This window comes from Kitasatospora sp. NPDC048239 (genome assembly GCF_043202015.1).
Taxonomy (GTDB): domain Bacteria; phylum Actinomycetota; class Actinomycetes; order Streptomycetales; family Streptomycetaceae; genus Kitasatospora.
Genome location: NZ_JBICZP010000003.1, coordinates 300,786 through 321,372, shown reverse-complemented (window position 1 = coordinate 321,372; position 20,587 = coordinate 300,786). Strand labels below are relative to the sequence as shown.

14 protein-coding genes and 1 tRNA gene are annotated in these 20,587 nt (G+C 72.8%); 6 read left to right on the top strand and 9 right to left on the bottom strand.

The window, feature by feature from the left end; translation table 11 throughout:
- Position 1: 1 nt before the first annotated feature.
- The 6 genes from pknB to ACGFZP_RS09205 form a co-directional block, all read right to left on the bottom strand.
- On the bottom strand, positions 2–2,155 hold the full coding sequence (gene pknB / locus ACGFZP_RS09230; RefSeq protein WP_392930248.1) for a Stk1 family PASTA domain-containing Ser/Thr kinase: 2,154 nt from the start codon (positions 2,153–2,155) through the stop codon (positions 2–4).
- A gap of 262 nt (positions 2,156–2,417) precedes the next feature.
- On the bottom strand, positions 2,418–3,875 hold the full coding sequence (locus ACGFZP_RS09225; protein WP_392930245.1) for a peptidoglycan D,D-transpeptidase FtsI family protein: 1,458 nt from the start codon (positions 3,873–3,875) through the stop codon (positions 2,418–2,420).
- Positions 3,872–5,248, bottom strand: coding sequence for an FtsW/RodA/SpoVE family cell cycle protein (locus ACGFZP_RS09220; protein WP_392931015.1), 1,377 nt, complete (start codon positions 5,246–5,248; stop codon positions 3,872–3,874). The genes ACGFZP_RS09225 and ACGFZP_RS09220 overlap by 4 nt, the downstream gene beginning before the upstream one ends.
- A 172-nt stretch (positions 5,249–5,420) precedes the next feature.
- Positions 5,421–7,082 (bottom strand): PP2C family protein-serine/threonine phosphatase, encoded by a 1,662-nt coding sequence (locus tag ACGFZP_RS09215; RefSeq protein WP_392930242.1) that lies wholly within the window; start codon positions 7,080–7,082, stop codon positions 5,421–5,423.
- Positions 7,083–7,135: 53 nt separating this feature from the next.
- Positions 7,136–7,666, bottom strand: a complete 531-nt coding sequence (locus ACGFZP_RS09210) for an FHA domain-containing protein (protein ID WP_392930240.1) — start codon at positions 7,664–7,666, stop codon at positions 7,136–7,138.
- Positions 7,667–7,712: 46 nt separating this feature from the next.
- Positions 7,713–8,603: an FhaA domain-containing protein gene (locus tag ACGFZP_RS09205; protein ID WP_392930237.1), complete on the bottom strand. Its 891-nt coding sequence runs from the start codon at positions 8,601–8,603 to the stop codon at positions 7,713–7,715.
- 416 nt (positions 8,604–9,019) lie between these two features.
- Between ACGFZP_RS09205 and ACGFZP_RS09200 the strand changes: the two genes are divergently transcribed.
- Positions 9,020–9,103: transfer RNA gene (locus ACGFZP_RS09200), tRNA-Leu, on the top strand.
- A 108-nt stretch (positions 9,104–9,211) separates the two neighbouring features.
- On the opposite strand, the gene ACGFZP_RS09195 is transcribed toward ACGFZP_RS09200, so the two are convergent.
- Both ACGFZP_RS09195 and ACGFZP_RS09190 read right to left on the bottom strand, forming a co-directional pair.
- Entirely contained in the window at positions 9,212–10,357 is a 1,146-nt protein-coding gene (locus tag ACGFZP_RS09195; protein WP_392930234.1) for a sensor histidine kinase, read from the bottom strand.
- A complete protein-coding gene (locus tag ACGFZP_RS09190; protein ID WP_392931013.1) occupies positions 10,354–11,007 on the bottom strand; it encodes a response regulator in 654 nt (217 codons plus the stop codon). Before ACGFZP_RS09190 ends, ACGFZP_RS09195 begins: the two co-directional genes overlap by 4 nt.
- Before the next feature lie 368 nt (positions 11,008–11,375).
- On the opposite strand from ACGFZP_RS09190, the gene ACGFZP_RS09185 reads away from it, so the two are divergent.
- The gene (locus ACGFZP_RS09185; protein ID WP_392930231.1) at positions 11,376–13,205 is read left to right on the top strand and encodes a phosphatidylglycerol lysyltransferase domain-containing protein; all 1,830 of its coding nucleotides are present in this window, start codon (positions 11,376–11,378) and stop codon (positions 13,203–13,205) included.
- 207 nt (positions 13,206–13,412) lie between these two features.
- Positions 13,413–14,189: a hypothetical protein gene (locus ACGFZP_RS09180; RefSeq protein ID WP_392930228.1), complete on the top strand. Its 777-nt coding sequence runs from the start codon at positions 13,413–13,415 to the stop codon at positions 14,187–14,189.
- A gap of 21 nt (positions 14,190–14,210) precedes the next feature.
- On the opposite strand, the gene ACGFZP_RS09175 is transcribed toward ACGFZP_RS09180, so the two are convergent.
- Complete coding sequence (locus tag ACGFZP_RS09175; RefSeq protein ID WP_392930225.1) at positions 14,211–17,030, bottom strand: SpoIIE family protein phosphatase; 2,820 nt, start codon at positions 17,028–17,030, stop codon at positions 14,211–14,213.
- A 278-nt stretch (positions 17,031–17,308) separates the two neighbouring features.
- Between ACGFZP_RS09175 and ACGFZP_RS09170 the strand changes: the two genes are divergently transcribed.
- The 3 genes from ACGFZP_RS09170 (at position 17,309) to ACGFZP_RS09160 (ending at position 20,587) form a co-directional block, all read left to right on the top strand.
- Entirely contained in the window at positions 17,309–18,472 is a 1,164-nt protein-coding gene (locus tag ACGFZP_RS09170) for a rhodanese-like domain-containing protein (protein WP_392930222.1), read from the top strand.
- Positions 18,473–18,602: 130 nt separating this feature from the next.
- Positions 18,603–19,262, top strand: a complete 660-nt coding sequence (locus tag ACGFZP_RS09165) for a DUF5819 family protein (RefSeq protein ID WP_392930219.1) — start codon at positions 18,603–18,605, stop codon at positions 19,260–19,262.
- Positions 19,263–19,468: 206 nt separating this feature from the next.
- Positions 19,469–20,587 carry an HTTM domain-containing protein gene (locus ACGFZP_RS09160; protein ID WP_392931011.1) on the top strand — a complete coding sequence of 373 codons (1,119 nt, stop codon included), beginning with the start codon at positions 19,469–19,471 and terminating at the stop codon, positions 20,585–20,587.

Genomic DNA, 20,587 nt, shown 5'->3' with positions numbered 1-20,587 from the left:
CTTAGGGGTGGTCCCCCCCTTTGGTGTTGGAGGGTGTGGGATTGGTGGGGGTATCGGGCCCTTTGGTCGGCTCGGCCGCCTTGGTGATCAGGCTGATCGAGGTGTTCGGGTCGACCTGGGTGCCGGCCCCCGGCATCGAGGACATCACGATGGCGTTCGGGTCCTGCGGGCCCACCATGACGGTGTAGCCCAGACCGAGCGCCTGCAGCTGCTTGATGGCGTCCTTCAGCGGGACGTTCTGCAGCGGCGGGACCTGGGCCTTGTCCGGCGCCTTGAAGATGGTCAGGACGACCTTCGAGTTGGTCGGGGCCTTGCTGTTCGCCGGGAGCGACTGCGAGGCGACGGTGTTGACCTTGGTCGGGTCGGTGGTCGGCGTGGTCTTCGAGGCGTCGACCTGGAAGCCGGCGCCCTCCAGCGCGGCCTGCGCGGCCTCCTTCTGCTGGCCGAGCACGTTGGGGACCGCGACCTTGGCCTTGCCCTGGGAGACGGTCAGCTTGACCGTGGCCGTCGGGTCGCCGGGGGCGCCGCCCGCCGGGTCCTGGGAGATGACCTGCTCCACCGGGACGTTGTCGTCGTCCTTGTACTCGGGGACGACGTTGGTGAAGCCCGCGTCGGCGAGCGCCTTCGTCGCCGCCTCCTTGGTCTTGCCCACCACGTTCGGCACGCTCGTCTTGGCCGGGCCGGAGGAGAGCTGCACCGTGATGGTGGCGGTCTCGGCGATCGGGCCGGCGGCCGCCGGGTTCTGGGTGCAGACCTGGTCCTTCTTGACGGCGGTGTCCGGGCAGGCGATCTTCTCGCCCTCGGTCACCACCAGCTTGGGACCGGCCGCGGCGGCCAGGCTCTTGGCCTCGGCGAGGGTCTTGCCGACCAGGTTGGGCGCGGTGACCTTGGCGGCCTCCTTCTTGCCCTGGTCCTTGCCGCCGAACATCGCCTGGGCCACGAAGAAGGTGCCGACCAGGACCAGCACGGCCGCGACGGCCAGCACGATCCAGGAGGTGTTGCTCTTCTTCGGCGGCTCCTCGCCGCGCCGGCCGCCGCCCCGGCCGTAGCCGTCGTCGTATCCGTCGTTGCCGCCGCCGCCCGGGGCACCCTGGTAGGTCTGGCCGTACCCGTTGTCCGGGTAGCCGGCCTGCTGGCCGTAGCCGGGCTGCGCGGAGGCCTGCGGCAGGACCGTGGTCGGCCCGCCGCCGGGCTGCTGCGGCAGCATGTTGGTCTGGCCGTACGGGTCGTGCTGCGGGTAGCCGTTCTGGTCGTAGCCGTACCCGGCGGCGGCGCCCATGCCGTACGCGGCGGCCTGCTGGGCGGCGGCCACCGGAAGGCCGTCGAGGAAGCGCTCGATGTCGTCGCGCATCTCGTCGGCGCTCTGGTAGCGGTAGTCGCGGTCCTTGGCGAGCGCCTTCAGCACGATCGCGTCGACCTCGGGCCGCACCTCGGGGTCGAAGACGGACGGCGGCTGCGCCTCCTCCCGGACGTGCTGGTAGGCCACCGCGACCGGGGAGTCGCCGACGAACGGCGGCCGGACGGTCAGCAGCTCGTACAGCAGGCAGCCGGTGGAGTAGAGGTCGGAGCGGGCGTCGACCTGCTCGCCCTTGGCCTGCTCCGGCGAGAGGTACTGGGCGGTGCCGATGACGGCGGAGGTCTGCGTCATGGTCATCCCGGCGTCGCCCATCGCGCGGGCGATGCCGAAGTCCATGACCTTGACGTTGCCCTGCCGGGTCAGCATCACGTTCGCGGGCTTGATGTCGCGGTGCACGATGCCGGCCCGGTGCGAGTACTCCAGGGCCTGGAGGATGCCGATGGTCATCTCCAGCGCGCGCTCCGGCAGCAGCCGGCGGCCGGAGTGCAGCAGCTCGCGCAGGGTGGACCCCTCGACGTACTCCATCACGATGTACGGGATGGAGATGCCGTCGATGTAGTCCTCGCCGGTGTCGTACACGGCGACGATGGCGGGGTGGTTCAGCGACGCCGCGGACTGTGCCTCACGGCGGAAGCGGGCCTGGAACGACGGATCCCGGGCCATGTCGGCCCGGAGCGTCTTCACTGCGACGGAACGGCCGAGCCGGGTGTCATGGGCGAGGTACACCTCGGCCATGCCGCCGCGTCCGAGGACGCCGCCGAGCTCGTACCTGCCGCCTAGGCGACGAGGCTCTTCCATAGTTCCGACCCTCTCCCTCACCCGCCGGTGAGGTTGTGACGTAGGTGTCCCCGCACGCTCTGAGTGACGCCGTCCGGGCCCCGGATGGTTCTGCGAACCGGGTCGTGAGGCGCCTCGCGGGCGGCAACGGGTACACCCGCTGCTGCGGATACGCTACCGGTCGCACCACGTCGGACCCGAGTCGACCGTAGGCCGATATCAGACCGGTATCCGGACGGGGGTGCCGATCGTGACATTCCACTCACTCGAGACGGCCGGGCTCCTACTTGCCGAGCGCGGCCTGCATCACCGCCTTGGCGATCGGAGCGGCCAGCCGGCCGCCGCTGATGCCGTCACGGTTGTTGGAGCCGTCCTCGACCACGACCGCCACCGCGACGGACTGGCCGTCGGCGGTCTTGGCCCAGGAGGTGAACCAGGCGAAGGGGAGCCCGGCGTTGTCCTCGCCGTGCTGTGCGGTACCGGTCTTGCCGCCGACCGTCAGGCCCGGGATCTTGGCGTTCTTGCCGGTGCCGTTCTCGACCACCGAGACCATCATCTCCTGCAGCTTCGCCGAGGTGGCCGGGCTCATCGGCTGGGAGAACTGCTTCTCGGTGTGCTTGGAGATGGTGGTCAGCGAGGCGGAGCGCTCCTGGTCGACCAGGTAGGGCTGCATCAGCGAGCCGTTGTTGGCGATGGCGGCGGAGACCATGGCCATCTGCAGCGGGGTGGCCCGGGTGTCGTGCTGGCCGATCGCGTCCATCGCGGTGCCGTCCGGGCTCGAGTTGCTCGGGTAGACGCTCTTCTCGGAGCGGACCGGGGTGTCCACGGCGCTGTTGAAGCCGAACTTCTCGGCCTGCGCCCGCAGCTTGTCCTTGCCCAGGTCGACGCCGATCTTGCCGTAGACCGTGTTGCAGGACTGGTCCATGCCGGACTTGAGCGTGGCGTTCTCGCAGCGCTCGTTGGGGCTCTCGTTCTTCAGCTGCGTCGTGGTGTTCGGCAGGATGTACGGCTCGGGGGTGGTGGTGGCGTCGTCGATGTTCTGGAACAGGCCGTTCTCGAACGCGGCGGTCGCGGTGACCAGCTTGAAGGTCGAGCCGGGCGGGTACGTCTCGCGCAGCGCGCGGTTGAGCATCGGCTTGTTCGGGTCCGCGTTGAGGTCCGTCCAGGCCTTGGAGTCGGCCGAGTCGCCGCCGGCGAAGGTGCCGGGGTCGTAGGACGGGGTGGAGACCAGCGCGAGGATCGCGCCGGTGCGCGGGTCGATCGCGACCGCCGCGCCCTTCTTGTTGCCGAGGCCGTCCCACGCGGCCTTCTGGGCCTTGGCGTTGATCGTGGTGACCACGTCGCCGCCCTTCTTCGGCTCCCCGGTCAGCATGTCCAGGGTGTTGCGGAAGAACAGCCGGTCGTCGCTGCCGGACAGGATGCCGTCCTCCAGCTGCTCCAGCTGGCTGCTGCCGAAGGACTGCGAGGAGTACCCGGTGACCGGCGCGTACATCGGGCCGTCGACCCAGGAGCGCTTGTACTTGTAGCGCAGGCCGTTCACGAAGTCGGACTGGGTGACCGGCTGGCCGCCGACGATGATGTTGCCGCGCGGGTGGGCGTACCGGTCGTACACCTGGCGCTTGTTGTTCTTGTTGTTGGCCCAGGCCTCGCCCTGGACGCCCTGCACCCAGTTGGTGCGCACCATCAGGGCCAGGATCAGGACGAGGCAGAAGATCGAGACCCGGCGGATCGGCTTGTTCACGAGGCTTGTCCCCCCTGGTTCTCGGCGGCGGGAGCGGGTTCCGCCCCCGGGCGGCGGGCACTGTCGCTGATCTTCAGCAGGATCGCGACCAGGGCCCAGTTGGCGACCACCGAGGACCCGCCCTGGGCGAGGAACGGCATGGTCATACCGGTCAGCGGGATCAGGCCGGTGACGCCGCCGGCCACCACGAAGACCTGCAGCGCCATCGCCGAGGAGAGGCCGACGGCGAAGAGCTTGCCGAACGGGTCGCGGGCGGCGACGGCGGTGCGCAGGCCGCGCTGGATCAGCAGGGCGTAGAGCATGAAGATCGCCATCAGGCCGGTGAGGCCCAGCTCCTCGCCGAAGGAGCCGAGGATGAAGTCGCTCTTGGCGGCGAAGTCGATCAGCCAGGAGCGCCCCTGGCCGAGGCCGGAGCCGGTCACCCCGCCGGAGCCCAGCGCCATCAGCGACTGGCCGATCTGCTCGGTCGAGCCCAGCGGTGGCTTGGGCGCGAACGCGGCCATCGGGTCGAGCCAGGCGTTGATCCGGACCTTGACGTGGCTGGCGGTGGAGGCGACCGCGACGGCGCCGCCCACCGACATCAGCAGGCCGAAGACGATCCAGCTGGTGCGCTCGGTGGCGACGTACAGCATCACCACGAAGAGGCCGAAGTACAGGAAGGACGAGCCGAGGTCGTTCTCGAAGATCAGGATCAGCAGGCTGAGCAGCCAGATCACGATGATCGGACCGAGGTCGCGGCCGCGCGGCAGGTACAGGCCCATGAAGCGGCGGCTGGCCAGGGCCAGGGCGTCGCGCTTCACCATCAGGTAGCCGGCGAAGAAGACGGTCAGGATGATCTTGGCGAACTCGCCGGGCTGGATCGAGAAGGCGCCCATCCGGATCCAGATCTTGGCGCCGAGGTCCTCCTTGCGCTCCGGGAAGAAGGCCGGCGCGGCGAGCAGCACCAGGGCCGCCGCCATCGAGATGTACGTGTAGCGCTGGAGGACCCGGTGGTCCTTCAGGAAGACCATCACCACGATGAAGAACGCGACCCCGAGGGCCGACCACATCAACTGGTTGGCGGCCGCCGGGTAGTTGCTGTGCAGGAGCTTCCCGGCCTTGTCGAGCCGCCAGATCATCACCACGCCGAGCCCGTTGAGCAGGGTGGCGATCGGCAGCATCAGCGGGTCCGCGTACGGCGCGAAGCGGCGCATCAGCAGGTGGGCGACCAGGGCGAGCGCCCCCATGCCGAGGCCGTAGCCGAGCATGCCGGCCGGCAGCGTGCCGTCCATGGCGAGGCCCACGTTGGCGTACGCGAGGACCGGCAGCACCACCGCGAAGGCCAGCATGGCCAGCTCGGTGTTGCGCCGGTTCGGCGTGCCCTGCGGGGAGATGGTGGTGTTGCCCCGGCGCCGGGAGGAGGCGCGGTCGGCGGGTACACCGGTGGGCGGTTGGTCGCCGGACCGGCTGTTCGGGCCGCTGCTCAGGTCGAAGGTGCTCACGTGGAGGCCGCTCCCTGACGGCCGGCGGGCCCGCGACGGGCGGCCCTATGTCGGGTCGCGGCCGTCACGGCTTGGGGCAGGAGTCGGCCCGCTGCCGCTCCTCGTCGCTCAGGCCCGGCAGCTCGCCCGGCGAACCGGCGGCCGGGGCGGCGGCGCTCTGGCTGGGCGCGGCCGTGCTCGGCGAGGCGGTCGGGGTCGGAGTCGGGGTGGCCGTCGGCGCGGCCGCGGCCGGGCCCCGGAGGCTCGCGCCCGGGCTGGGCGTGGTGGCGGCGAGGAATCCGACGTGCGTCACCGCACCGGCGGGCGCGACGGTGGGCTGGGTCGCCGGCTGGCCACCCGGCGCCGCCGGGTTGGCCGCGGCCGTCCTGGCGTCGGAGACCTTGCGGCAGAACGTGACCTGCTCGCCGAGCTTCTTCACCTTGTCGTCGGCGTCGCCCAGGCTGCTGGCCGAGATGGTGTTGGTGACGTGGGTGCGCTGGTCCTGCGGCAGGAACTTGAGTTCGACGTCCTTGTACGAGGTGTGCACCGAGGACAGGCTCAGGCCGGCCAGGCTCTGGTTGATGCCCTGGTAGACCGCGACGTGGTCGCCGTCCACGCCCACGTAGTACTGGTCCTGGGTCCACTGGTAGCCGAAGAACCCGGCGCCGCCGAGCAGGCCCAGGGTGACCAGCGCCACCATCGAGAGCTTCAGCGCCTTGCCCTTGCGCTTCGGCCGGTCCTCGTCGTCGAACTCCTCGGTGCCGTACACCGACGGCTCGCCGGCGCCGTAGCCGTCGTAGCCCTCGGCCGGGCCGAAGCCGCCCGGCGCGCCTCCCGGGTAGCCGCCCTCGTAGCCCTCGGGGGGGCCGAAGGCGCCCTGCGGGGCACGTCCGAGGCCGGCCGCCCGGCCGGCCGGGGTGTCGCGGATCGACTGGTCGGCGGCGGCCGAGGACGGCGGGGTCTCGGCGACCGCGCCGACCACCACCGGGACGTCGTTGTACTGGCCGCTCAGGGTGTCCGTGGCACCGACGTCGATGACGTCCGCCACGATGCAGGTGATGTTGTCCGGACCGCCGCCGCGCAGCGCGAGCTGGATCAGCTCCTGCACGGTCTGCTCGGGGGAGTAGTAGCTCCCGAGGGTGTCCTGGAGGGTCTGGTGGCTGACCGGGCCGGAGAGGCCGTCGGAGCAGATCAGATAGCGGTCGCCGGCCCGGACCTCGCGGATCGACAGGTCGGGCTCGACCTGGCCGCGGCCGTCCAGCGCCCGCATCAGCAGCGAGCGCTGCGGGTGGGTCTCGGCCTCCTCGGGCGTGATCCGGCCCTCGTCGACCAGCCGCTGCACCCAGGTGTGGTCCTGGGTGATCTGCACCAGCGCGCCGTCGCGCAGCAGGTACGCACGGGAGTCGCCGACGTGCACCAGGCCCATCCGCTGCCCGGTCCAGAGCATCGCGGTGAGGGTGCAGCCCATGCCCTCCAGCTGCGGGTCCTCCTCGACCATCTGTCGCAGCCGGTCGTTGGCACCCTGGACGGCGTCACCGAGCAGGGTCAGCAGGTCGGCGCCCGGCACGTCCTCGTCCAGGCGGACGATCGAGCCGAGCACCTCGGAGGACGCGACCTCGCCGGCCGCGGCGCCGCCCATGCCGTCGGCCACGGCCAGCAGCCGCGGCCCGGCATAGCCGGAGTCCTCGTTCCCCTCCCGGATCAGTCCCTTGTGGGAGCCGGCGGCGAAGCGCAGCACCAGGGTCATGCGACCTGAGCCCCCCTCTGGGTCATGGACGGGATGCTGTCCCTCATGCGCTACTACTTCCGCAGTTCGATGACGGTCCTGCCGATACGGATCGGCATGCCCGGCTGGAGCGGGGTCGGCGCGGTAAGGCGCTGCCGGTCCAGATAGGTGCCGTTGGTGGAGCCTAGATCCTCGACCGTCCACTGCCCAGTCTGATCCGGATAGATCCTGGCATGCCGGGAGGACGCGTAGTCGTCGTCCAGCACGATGGTGGAGTCGTGCGCGCGGCCCAGGGTGATGGTCTGGCCCTGCAGCGCGACGGTGGTACCGGCCAGTGAACCCTGCACCACGACCAGCTGGGTGGGGGCGCCGCGGCGGCGCCCGCCGCCCTGGGTCTGGGTGGCCGGAGCGCCCTGCGGCTGCGGGGCGCGCCCGGCCGCGGGTGCGGGGGCGGCGGCGGCCGCGGCAGCGCCGCGGCGGGAGGACCGGGGGTTCACCCTGGTCCCGAACAGGTCGCTGCGGATCACCTGGACCGCGACGATGACGAACAGCCACAGCACGGCGAGGAAACCCAGCCGCATGACGGTCAGGGTCAGTTCTGACATGGCCGGCCCGCCCGTGAGTGAGCGAAGCGAGCGAACAAATCGGACACTACCCTTCGACCTGTCGGTAGACGATGGTGGTGGAGCCCACGACGATTCGCGAGCCGTCGCGGAGCGTAGCGCGCTGGGTGTGCTGTCCGTCCACCACGATGCCGTTGGTGGACCCCAGGTCGAGGACCATCGACGGGGTGCCGGGCCGGATCTCGGCGTGCTTGCGGGAGACCCCGGGGTCGTCGATCCGCACGTCCGCCTCGGTGGAGCGGCCGAGCACGCAGGCGTTCCCGGTGATCTGGTGGCGGGCGCCGTTCACCTCGATCCAGCGCCGCATGGAGGTGCCGTGGCCGGCGCCCGGGAAGGGGCGCACGTTGCCGCCGGCGGGGGCGGGCGGACCGGGGGGCACGGCGGGCGGCGCGGCCGGCGGCGGGGGCGCGTAGGGTGCGCCGGCGTTCGGCTGCTGCCACGGTGCGCCGGGGGCCTGGGCGGCCGGCGGGCGGCCGTAACCGCCGCCCTGGGTGGGCTGGTGCGGGGCCGGCGGGGCCTGCTGGGGCGCCTGCTGTTGGGGCTCCTCGGCCGCCAGGGTGCGGCTGCGCACCCGGTACAGACCGGTGTCGAGGTCGTCGGCCTTCTCCAGGTTCACCTGGAGCGGGCCCATGAAGCTGTACCGCTGGGCCTCGGCGTACTCGCGGACCATGCCGGCCAGCTCGCTGCCCAGTTGGCCGGAGTAGGGGCTCAGGCGCTCGTGGTCGTGCGGGCTCAGCTCGACGATGAAGTCGTTGGGCACGACGGTGCGGTCGCGGTTCCAGATGCTCGCGTTGTTGTCGCACTCGCGCTGCAGCGCACCGGCGATCTCCACGGGCTGGACCTCGGATTTGAACACCTTGGCGAAGGTGCCGTTGACGAGACCCTCGAGTCGCTGCTCGAACTTCTTCAGCACTCCCACGGGGCACCCCCTTCCAGGGTTTCGTTCGCCTGCCTGCCGACCGGATCCCGGGGAGCCGGTCGCGCCTACTTGCGGTACTTCCGTACTGATCGTATCCACGCCCGGGCCATCCGTACGGTTCCCGTGGCCGTGTGGTGCCCGGGGTGGGCTCGGACACACAGGGTGACGCATGACCGCGGCAGCATGCCAGGGCTACCCGTCCCCGGGGCCGCTCATCCCTCGCTCGCCTGTTCGTCGGGCAGCCGTTCGGATGCGTTCGGCCTCCCCGGGAAACGGATTCGGAGGTGACCCGCAGGTCGTGCTACTGTTTTCCACGTCGGAAGGGGCACCCGCAAGGGGCCGGATCGAAGAACCGCGAACGCCATATGGTAGCGAGTGGTTCGGTTGATCGGCTGGCATCTACGACAAACACCCATGCGCGGGTGGCGGAATAGGCAGACGCGCTGGATTCAGGTTCCAGTGCCCGAAAGGGCGTGGGGGTTCAACTCCCCCCTCGCGCACAGCGAAACCCCGCAGATCTTCGGATCTGCGGGGTTTTTTGTTGTCCCGGTCCTGGGGTTGCCCTGGTTGCCGGGCCCGGGCCCGCCGGGGGGGCCGTCGGTCGCGGGTCAGTCCCGGGTGGCGGGGAGGTCGGCGATGACCTTGAAGCCGCCGTCCGCGGTGGGGCCCGCGGCCAGGGTGCCGCCGAGCAGCTGGGCGCGCTCGCGCAGGCCGACCAGGCCGTGGCCGCCGCCGGGCAGCGTCTCGGCCGGCACGGTCGGGGGCGCCTCGTTGTGGACCTCCACCTGCAGCCGGCGGCCGGTGGCACGGACCCGGACGTGGACGGCGGCGTCCGGCGCGTACTTGGTGATGTTGGTGAGGGCCTCCTGGACGGTCCGGTAGGCGGCCCGCTCGACGGCCTCCGGCCAGGGGCGGTCGCCGGGGGCCAGTTCGCTGTCGGCGGCCAGGCCGCTCTCCTCGATCAGCCGGGGCAGGTCGGCCAGCCGCGGCTGCGGGGCCAGCGGGGCGTCCGGGCGCAGTCCGGCGGCGCGGAGCACGCCGACCATCTGGCGCAGCTCGTCGAGGGTGCGCACGGACAGCTCGCGGATGGTGCGGGCGGTGGTCGCGGCGGCCGGGTCGGCGGTGCTCACCTGGAGTGCCCCGGCCTGGATGCTGATCAGGCTGACCTGGTGGGAGACCACGTCGTGCATCTCCCGGGCGAGCCGGCCGCGTTCGCTGATCAGCACCCGTTCGGCGAGCAGCCGGCTCTCGCGCTCCTGGCCGCGGGTCAGCTCGTCCAGCCGGGCGGCCAGCTCCCGGCGGGTGCGGGAGAGCAGCCCGGTGGCGGCCGGGCCGGCGGCCAGCATCACCGACTGGATCGCGTACAGCGCGGTGTCGCGGCTCGGTTCGAAGTTCTGCTCGGAGAGCGGCCAGTGGAAGAACTCGACCAGTGCGAACAGGGTCGCGCAGGGCACCACCACCCTGGGGGCGGGGCGCTCGGCGGCGACGGTGTAGACGGCGGTTATCGGGGCGAGCCAGATGTCGTCGATGTAGCTGCCGGGCATGGTCAGCAGCAGCACCGTCACCGGGAAGCGCCGGCGCCAGAGCAGCACCACGGCGGCCGTGACGGAGAGCAGCACCTGCCACCAGGGGGCGTCCCTGGCCACCAGCGCGGCGTCCACCAGGGAGTAGAGGGCCGGTAGCAGCAGCATCAGCCAGGGGGCGGTGGCCCAGGCCGGCAGCCGTCGTGCGGGGGCGAGGTCGGCGCTGGTCATGCCCCGTTGCCGGGCTTGGGCCGGACCAGGCCGGCCCGGTGGGCGACCACGGCGGCCTGCACCCGGTTGGCGGCGCCCAGCTTTCCGAGGATCGCGCTGATGTGGTCCTTGACGGTGCCGGTGCCGAGGAAGAGCCGGTCGGCGATCTCCGCGTTGGACAGGCCCTCGCCGAGCAGGGCGAGCACGTCGAGCTCCCGGCCGGTGAGGGTGCGGGCCAGCGCGGCGGCCTCGGCGTCCGGACCGCCGCCGTCCACGTAGCCGCCGATCACGGTGCGGGTGACGGTGGGGGAGAGGATGTTGCCGCCGGCCGCGAGCACCCGGACGGCGTGCACCAGCTGTTCCGGGGCGGTGTCCTTGAGCAGGAAGCCGGCGGCGCCGGCCCGCAGGGCGGTGCCGATGTACTCGTCGGTGTCGAAGGTGGTGAGCATCGCCACGGCGGGAGGGTCGGGGAGCGCGCGGATCCGGCGCAGCACCGAGATGCCGTCCAGGTCCGGCATCCGGATGTCGAGCAGCACCACGTGCGGGCGCAGACGGTGGACGTGGTCCTCGGCCTGGCCCCCGGAGCAGTCGCCGACCACCTCCAGATCGTGGGCGGAGCCGACGATGAGGCCGAGGCCGGAGCGGACCAGGATCTCGTCGTCGACGATCAACACGCGGGTGCTGGTGATGGTCCCTCCTCGGTTCGAACGGCCGGGTCCGGCCGCTCCACATGGGTGGATTCGAGACTAGGGCCTGTCGTCAAACTCCCGCCTGCGCGGCGCCGCCGGGCCCGGCGGGCAGCGGGTTCGCCAGGCCGAACGGGCGGTCGCCTCAGCACCCCCGCCGTTCGGCGGGGGTCGGAATCGGCTACCGGGTTCACGCAATTCTCACCTGCGGTGGGGAACCATTGATTTGGCTGGCCCTTCGCCGGTTTCCGGCCGTGGCGAGGGTCGCTGGTCAGTCCGTCGGGCCCGTGCGGGCGCCCGGCGCCGGGCCGTGTGCGGATGCGCCCCACCATCTGATCGTTTGGAATTGAGCTGTGTCGTCCACTGTGAAGTCGGAGCCGTCCGCCGCGCCCGCCGGGCCCCGGCCCGTTTCGCCGCTTGAGCGCTGGCGCCCCAGGGCCGCCTCGGCCACCGTCTGGTACCTGCGGCTGCTGGCGCTGCTGAACCTCGCGACGGTGCTGCTGGTGCCGTTCCGGGACCAGGTGCAGACGCACAACGAGGGCGAGTACTTCACCCCGTACCTGATGACGGCCGGCCTCGCCAGCGCGGTGCTGTCGATCTTCCTGGCGATCGCGATGCGGCGGCGCAAGCGGGCCGCGTGGATCTTCAACCTGGCGCTGGCCGGGCTGTTCGCGACGCTCTACCTGATCGCGATGGTGCTGCCCGGCGAGCATTTCAGCCACCACCCGCTGAACTACTTCTCCACCGTGCTGACCTGTCTGTTCGTGCTGGCGCTGCTGGTCGGGCGGAAGGAGTTCACCTCCAAGGGCGACCGCTCCAACCCGAAGACCGCGGCGGCGGCCTTCGTGGCCGGGCTGCTGTTCGGCGGCGGCGTGGGGGCGCTGCTGGTCTGGATGAACAACAGCCTCAAGGGCGCCGACTTCTGGGACCTCTTCCGCTACTCGGTCGGCCGGATGATCACGATCACGCCGTCCGAGCACCTGCGCTCGGTGATCTCGGCGCCGACCTGGGTGAACGCCTTCATCAACGCGATGGGCGCGGTGCTCTTCCTGCTGGTGCTCTACGTGGCGTTCCGCAGCCCGAAGGACAAGGAGCTGCTGACCCCGGAGGACGAGGAGCGGCTGCGCGGGCTGCTGGACAAGCAGGGCGAGCGGGACTCGCTGGGCTACTTCGCGCTGCGCCGGGACAAGGCGGTGGTCTTCTCCCCCAGCGGCAAGGCGGCGGTGACCTACCGGGTGGTCGGCGGTGTCTCGCTGGCCTCGGGCGACCCGATCGGGGACCCGGAGGCCTGGCCGGGGGCGATCGACGCCTGGCTGTCCGAGGCCAGGGAGCACGCCTGGGCGCCGGCCGTGATGGGCGCCTCCGAGGAGGCCGGGGTGATCTACGCCCGGCACGGGCTGGACGCGCTGGAGCTGGGCGACGAGGCGATCGTCGAGCTGGACGAGTTCTCGCTCGACGGCCGGGCGATGCGGGTGGTGCGGCAGGCGTACAACCGGGTCAAGCGGGCCGGGTACACCGTGCGGATCCGGCGGCACCAGGACATCCCCGAGGCCGAGATGGGCGAGCTGGTGGCCAAGGCCGACCAGTGGCGCGACGGTGCCACCGAGCGCGGCTTCTCGATGGCGCTCGGCCGGCTGGGCGACCCGGGGGACGGCCGCTGCGTGATGCTGGAGTGCCATGACGGGGACGGCGAGCTGAAGGCGCTGCTGAGCTTCGTGCCGTGGGGTGCGGACGGGCTCTCGCTCGACCTGATGCGCCGGGCCCGGGACACCGAGAACGGCCTGATGGAGTTCATGGTGATCGAACTCCTGCAGCGTGCGGAGGAGGTCGGCCTGGCCCGGGTCTCCCTGAACTTCGCGATGTTCCGCTCGGTTTTCGAGCGCGGCTCGCGGCTGGGTGCCGGACCGGTGCTGCGGCTGTGGCGCTCCGTGCTCGGCTTCTTCTCGCGCTGGTGGCAGATCGAATCGCTGTACCGGGCCAACGCCAAGTACCGGCCGATCTGGGAGCCGCGGTATCTGCTCTTCGAGAAGAGCAGTGAGATTCCGCGGATCGGCATCGCCAGCGCTCGTGCCGAGGGCTTCATCACCGCGCCGAGCCTGCCCGCCCTGTTCCGTCGCCGACACTCCGGACCCGCCGTCGCGGCGCCCCGGGTGCCGGCGGCGGCACGGGATGGGAAGGGGTAGTTCCTCCGCCGGGGGGCGGAGGACACCGGGGGGTCCGGATGGGGGTGTGTCGGGGTGTTCTCTCCCCCCAGAGGATGACTCCGTTCCACCTTTTATGCCGATGTGGATTCATTAATCGGCTTCTAATGTTGGGGTAGTCGGGAAGGCGTTTCGCGGCTTCGGGGATTTGGAGAGACGGTTGTGATTCACAGGACCCACGCGGGGGGCGTGCGAAAGGGGCCGCTGGCTATTGCCGGAGCGGCCGCTGTCGCCGAGTGGGGGACGCTGTTCGGAACGGTTCGCGAGCAGGTGCTGCGCAAGAGGTTCGCGGCCGTTCCGCTCGCCACCACGGCGACCTGTCTGATTCTGCTGTTCAGCATCGTGCAGCACCTGCCGGGCGGGGAGCGCCTCGTCACCCACATCGGGGTGGTGAAGGCCGCGCTGCCGCTGGACGTGTCGCTGATGCGCACGCCGCTGTCGTTGTACGTGCCGGCGCTGGACCTTCCGGTCTGGGGGGCGCTGGCCCAGGTGTTCGTGGTGTTCGGCCTCGCCGAGATCGTGCTCGGTCGGCGGCTGACCCTGGTGGTCGCCTACGCCTGCACCCTGGCGGGGACGCTGTTCGCCCGGGTCGGGGTGGCGATCGGGCCGGACCACATGTTCGGCTTCCCGAAGTGGGTCGCGTACGTGCGGGACACCGGGCCCTCGGCCGCGGTGGTGGCGCTGGCGATCTGCATCGCGTTCCGCTGCCGGGCCTGGTTCACCGGCGGCCTGGTGGTGGTGCTGATGGTCGGCGAGGCGGTCGTCCTGCCGAACCTGGCGGGTCTGGAGCACGTGGTCGCGGTGATCACCGCGCTGCTGATCGCCGCCTCGGTGGAGGTGTTCGGGGACCTCTGGCCGCGGGTGCTGGCCGGGGTCGTCGCCGCGACCTCGGTGGCCGCCGCGGCCTCGAAGGAGGTCGCGGCGGAGGCCCGGCGCCGGACCTCCGCGGGGGCGGCGATCCCCTGAGCCGCCGCCCGGCGCCTGTGGTCAGGCGCCGGGCGCCTTCGGGGGCAGCGGGAGTTCGAACCAGACCACCTTGCCGACGGCCTTGCGGGCGGTGCCCCAGCGCTCGGCGAGCTTGGTGACCAGGGTCAGGCCCCGGCCGGTCTCGCCGAGCTGCTCGGCGGGCTCCAGGGACGGCAGGTTGTGGTTGTCGTCGCTGACCTCGACCAGCAGCTTGTCCACCCGGATCAGCTGGAGCTGGACCCGGTCCCGGGCGACCCGGACGGCGTTCGTCACCAGCTCGCTGACCAGGAGCTCGGTGGTGTCCGCAAGCGCCTCCAGGTGCCAGCCGGCCAGCTGCTCGCGGACCAGCGCGCGGGCCCGGCGGACCTCGCGGTGGTCGACGGTGAGGTCCCAGGTGGCGACCTCGGTCGGGGCGACCCCGTCGAAGCGGGCCACCAGCAGGGCGACGTCGTCCTTGCGGTCGTCCGAGTGCAGCCGCTCCAGCACCACGTCGCAGGCCTCCTCGGGGCTGCGCTGCGGGTCGATCAGGTTGCCGCAGAGCGCGGCCAGGCCCGCTCCTATGTCACCGCCCCTGACCTCGACCAGGCCGTCGGTGCAGAGCACCAGCATCGAGCCGTCCGAGACGTCGATGGTCTTGGCGACGAACGGCACCCCGCCGACGCCGATCGGCGCGCCGGCCGGGATCTCCAGCAGCTCGCCGGAGCCGTCCGGGTGGACCAGTACCGGCGGGACGTGTCCGGCGCTGGCCAGCTCGCACGTCCGGTTGATCGGGTCGTAGACCGCGTACAGGCAGGTGGCGAGATGGTCGTCGCCGAGCTTGTGGGCCAGGTTGTCCAGGTGGCGCAGCAGCTGCCCGGGCGGGAGGTCCAGCGCGGCGAGGGTCTGCATCGCGGTGCGGAAGCGGCCCATCGCGGCGGCGGAGTGCAGACCGTGGCCCATCACGTCGCCGACCACCAGGGCGACCCGGCTGCCGGGCAGCTGGATCGCGTCGAACCAGTCGCCGCCGACCTCGGCCCTGGAGTCGCCCGGGAGGTAGCGGTGGGCGATCTGCACGCCGGGGATCTGCGGCGGGCGGGTCGGGATCATCGAGCGCTGCAGGGTGGTGGCGACCCGGGCCTCGGCGCGGTGCAGCCGGGCGTTGTCCAGCGAGAGCGCGGCGCGGGCGGCCAGCTCCTTGAGGGTGGCGGCGTCGCCCTCGTCGAAGGGGGTGCGGTCGGGCAGCCGCAGCAGCTTCAGGATGCCGAGCACGGTGCCGCGGGCGGAGAGCGGCACCACCAGCATCGAGCGGCCGGAGACCACGGTGGCGAGCCGGGCGCCGCCGAGGGCGGCGGCGTAGTCGACGGCGACGTCCTCGCTGACCACCGGGACCAGCACCGGCTGGTTCTGCTGCAGGGCCATCCCCGGCGGGGTGCGGCGGGGCATGGCGACCAGGGCGCCCTCGGCGAGCACGTGGTCCCACTCGCCGGCGGACTCGTTGGAGGCCAGCGCGACCCGGCGGAGCATGGTGTCGTCGTCGGGGCGGGCCGCGGGCAGCTCGGAGTCGGAGATCAGGCCGTCCAACAGGTCGACGCAGGCGAAGTCGGCGACCCGGGGGACCAGCACCCGGCAGAGCTCGTGGGCCGTGAAGCCGAGGTCCAGGGTGGTGCCGACCTTGCCGCCGACCTCGTTCAGCAGGGCCAGCTGCTCGCCGGCCTGGCCGTTGGTGACGAACGGGCCGAACCGGCCGCCCTGGGGTGTGCCGCCCTCCCGCCCGAAGGCGGACGGGGTGCCCCCGGGGGCCGGGACGGCGGGCCGGTCGGCCGGCGGGACGGTGCTCGGGGCGGCGTCGGCCCGGCGGGTCTGGTGGCCGTTGGCGGACGGCTCGACGGCGGCCTGCTCGATGGTGGCGCCTCCTCTGGGCGGGGCCGGGACGGACGGACCGGCGCTCGCCGACGCGCCGCTCACGGCGGAGGCGGGCTGCGCCGCCGGGTGGGCGGGCCGGTCCGCCGCCTCGCGCTGGCCGGGCAGCGGGCCCGCCGGGCGGCGGCCGGGGGCGGACTGCTCGGGCTGGGGCGGCGGGCCGAGCCGGGCGGCGCGCTGCTGGGCGGTGGGGTAGCGGCGGCCGAGCCCGGCGGCGGCGTGGGCCGTCCCCGGCTGGGCGTCGACGGGCAGGACGGGCAGCACGGTGCTCGCGTCCAGCCGCAGGGCGGGCAGGCCGCCCCGGTCCAGCCCGCTCAGCAGGGCGGCCCGGTGGCCGGCGCCGGTCGGCAGCAGCCGGGCGAGCGGCTCCGGCACCGGGCGGCCGGGCGGGGTCAGGGCGGCGGAGAGCCGGTGGAAGCCGCCCCGGGCGGCGGGCGCGGCCGCGAACGGCAGCAGGCGCTCGCCCAGGGCGAGCCGGGGGCCGGTGGAGCGCAGCGGGCGGGCGTCGGCGGCCAGCGCCAGCAGGCCGCCGGCCGGGCCGGGCAGCGGGTAGGCCCACCAGAGCACGTCGCGCAGGTGCTCCTCGCGGTCGACCACGGGCATCTGCCCGGCCCAGCCGCCGGTGGCGGCCGTGAGCCCGGCCAGGGTGTCCAGCGCGTCGCAGCGGCGGCGGGCGGCGGCGGCCGGCCCGGGGATGCTCCGCGGCTCGACGGCGGGCAGCAGCCCGGACGCGGGGCGGTCGTGGGCGACCTCGGCGCGGTGCCCGAACAGCTCCTCGGCGGCCCTGCTCCACTGGGCGATCCGCCCTGCACCGTCCACCAGGACGAGGGCGAGCCGCACCAGGGCGACCACGCCTGACGGCTGGTCACCCGGCGCGGGCCCGGCGCCGTACCCCGTCGCGGGGCCGGCTGGAAGCGGTGTGGAGTTGGGCTCGTCCGCCATGGATTCGGTCTGCTCCCGCCTGGCCGCCACGCCTGGAGGCGGCCGTTTCTGTGGAGGAAGGCACGCTGTGCGGATACCAGCGAAGCACGGAGAGGGCTGGGCTTGATAGCGAAACGGGGAGATCCATCCATATCAGTTGCGTGTCACACGGCGTGCGCCGCTGCGCACTCCCCGTCCACCCCGTCGGAGCACCGCGCGCGGGGGTAGGGTGGCAGGCCGGGCCGCCCCGCGGGGCCGGTTCGCAGCAGGGGAACGGCAGGACGAGACAGAGGCGAGAAGTGAGCGCGCAGAGCCCCGTCCGCTGGACGGACCCGGAGCAGCAGGAGCTGGAGGAGCGGGTCGCCGCCGCCGAACTCGCCTGGCTCACGATGGACGTCGACATGCAGACCCTGCGGGTCGAGATCGACAACTTCGCCCTGATCCACCATCAGCTGCTCGGCCCGCTGTACGCCCGGCTGGACGAGCTGGACGCCCTGGTCGCCGAGACGGTGGCCGCCCGGACCGGGCACCCGGAGGACCGCCGGCGGGCCGCCGAGGCACGGCAGCGGGTGGACGAGCTGCCGGACCTGGACGCGCTGTTCGACAGCGTCCAGGAGCAGGACGCCGCCCCGCCGCCGGCCGCGCCCGCCAAGGTCAGGCCCGGCCGGGAGGCCCAGCGGCTCTACCGCGAGCTGGTCCGCCGCGCGCACCCGGACCTGACCACCGACGGGGCCGAGCAGCAGCGCCGGGCCGTCTTCATCGCCCGGGTCAACGAGGCGTACGCGTACGGCGACACCGCCGCGCTGGAGCGGCTGGCCGGCGAGTGGTCCACCGCGCCGGAGGCCGCGCCCGCCGAGGACTCCCCCGACCGGCTCGGCTGGCTGCGCCGTCGGCTGGAGTGGCTCAACGCCAAGATCGCCGAGACCGCCACCGAGCAGGTCCGGCTGGAGAACACCGCGATGGGCCAGCTGTTGGCCCTCGCCCCGCAGGACCCGGACCGCCTGTTGGAGGAGCTGGCCGAACAGCTGCTCGCCAAGGCCGCCGCGCAGCAGGCCGAGCTGGAGCGGCTGCTCGGCGGCGGGCCGGTGGGGGACAATGGCGGAGCCCAGACCGAACCCCAGGAGAACCAGACGATGTTCGCGCAGATCCCCACCACCGACGCCGCCTCCGTGCCCGTCGACGCCGCCCTGCTGGACGTCCGCGAGCAGGACGAATGGGACGCCGGCCACGTGGAGGGCGCCCTGCACATCCCGATCGGCGAGGTCGTCGCGCGGCTGGGCGAGCTGCCCGAGGAGGGCACGCTGTACGTGCTCTGCCGGGTCGGCGGGCGCTCCGCGCAGGTCGTCCAGTACCTGGTCCAGCAGGGCCGGGACGCGGTCAACGTGGACGGTGGCATGTACGCCTGGAAGGACGCGGGCCGTCCGATGGCCGCCAGCGGCGGCCAGGACGCCTTCGTTCTCTGAGGTTCGCCAGGCCGCGGGGCACCCCGGGAACACTGTGCCGGCCCGGCCCCACTGGCGGGGGCCGGTAGGGCAGGATGGGCGCGCGACCGCGCCGGAGCCGGACGGGCGGCGCCCGACTTCGGGGGAGTGCATGGCGGAGAGCACGGACGCGCCGCCGGACGGGCGGACCTGGTCCACGCCCGCGCTGGCCGTGCTCTGCCTGGCCTCTGCCGTCCTGCTCTGCGCCACCGGGCTGTTCCTCGGCGCGGTCTTCCTGCACGTCGCACCGGCCAACTCGCTCTCCCGGGAGTACCGGGACGAGGTCGACGGCCTGGTGTACCCGGAGTTCGAGCAGAACTGGAAGCTGTTCGCGCCCAACCCGCTGCAGCAGAACGTCGCGCTGGACGCCCGGGTGCGGACCGTCGCCGACGGCGGGGCCACCCGCACCCTCGACTGGACCGGCCTCACCGCGCAGGACATCGCCTCGATACGGGGCAACCCGGCGCCCAGCCACGCCGACCAGAACCTGCTGCGGCGGGCCTGGGACTTCTACGACGGCTCGCACAGCGCCCAGGACGAGTCGCTGACCAACGGGCGCGGCAGGCTCGCCGAGCAGTACCTCAAGCGGATCGCGTTGCAGCGGATCGGCCGTACCGCCGAGGGTGAGCGGATCCTGGAGATCCAGTTCCGGGTGACCACCGGTACCGTCCCGCCGCCGGACTGGAGCGGGGAGAGCCCGCCGCCCGCGCCCCGGGTGCGGGAGCTGCCGTGGTGGCCGGTGAACGACGAGGACTACCGGGGGCTCGGGTGAACGAGGTGTCGCCGGCGCCGGACCAGGCGTCCGACCGCGGGTCGGGCTGGTCGTCGGAGCAGTCGTCGGAGCGGCCGCCGGAGCCGGTGCCCGAGCCGGTGCCCGAGGAGGTGTTTGGGCAGCGGCTGCTGGACGGCATCCCCCGGCAGCCGGCTCCGCCCGGACCGGAGCCGGCCCGGGCGGACCGCGGCCCCGGCCCCGGCGAGCTGTTCGCCCGCGGGTTCGCCGCGTTCACCGGGCGGGCGCTCGGCCCCTACCAGGCGGCGGTGGTGCGGATCGGCTTCGGCCTGGTCTGGCTGGCCTACCTGCTGCGCGAGTGGCCCAACCGGCGGCTGCTGTACGGCGACCACTCGCCCTGGTCGCTGGACCTGGCCGAGCAGCTGCTCGCCGACAACGGGGCGCTGACCGTGCTGCCCTGGTTCGGCGGGCGGCTCTGGTTCGAGCTGGTCTACCACCTGGCGGTGCTGGCGGCCCTGGCGGTGCTGCTCGGCTGGCGGACCAGGGCGGCCACGGTGCTGTTCCTGGTCACCGTGCTGTCGGTGCAGAACCGCAACGTCTTCCTCGGCGACGGCGGGGACAACGTCGTCCACCTGATGGCGGTCTACCTGGTCTTCACCCGCTGCGCCGCGGTCTGGTCGCTGGACGCCCGTAGGCCGGGCCCGGGCCGGTCGGGGGTGGCGCTCTGGGCCGGGCTCGGTGCGGTGCTGCTGCTCTGCGGCCTCGGGGACTTCTCCGGCGGGAGCCTGGCCTGGACGGCGACGGCCTTCCCCTACGTCGGCTGGGGGCCGGTGTTCTGGGGCCTGTGGGCGGTGGCCGGGGTCTGGTGGGCGCTCGGGCGGTGGCGGCCGGACGGTGAAGTGCGGGCGGTGCTGGACGCGCTGGCGAACATGGTGCACAACTGCGCGATGCTGGTGATCGCCGCCGAGGTGGTGCTGATCTACGCCACGGCCGGCTGGTACAAGGTGCAGGGCTCGCGCTGGCAGGACGGCACCGCGCTCTACTACCCGCTGCACCTGGACTACTTCACCCCCTGGCCGGGGCTCTCCGCGCTGGTCGGCTCGGCGCTGCTGCCGGTCTTCCTGATCTCCTACGGCACGGTGATCGTGCAGGTGGCGTTCCCGTTCACGCTGATCAGCCGGCGGGTCAAGAACGTCCTGCTGGCGGTGATGATGGCCGAGCACCTGGGGATCGCGGTGCTGCTCGGGCTGCCGGTCTTCTCGCTGGCGATGATCGCGGCGGACGCGGTCTTCCTGCCGACCGCCGCGCTGTGCCGGCTCGGGGCGCGCGTCGGGCGCGTCCGCTCCCGGAGGACGCCGCTCCCCTAA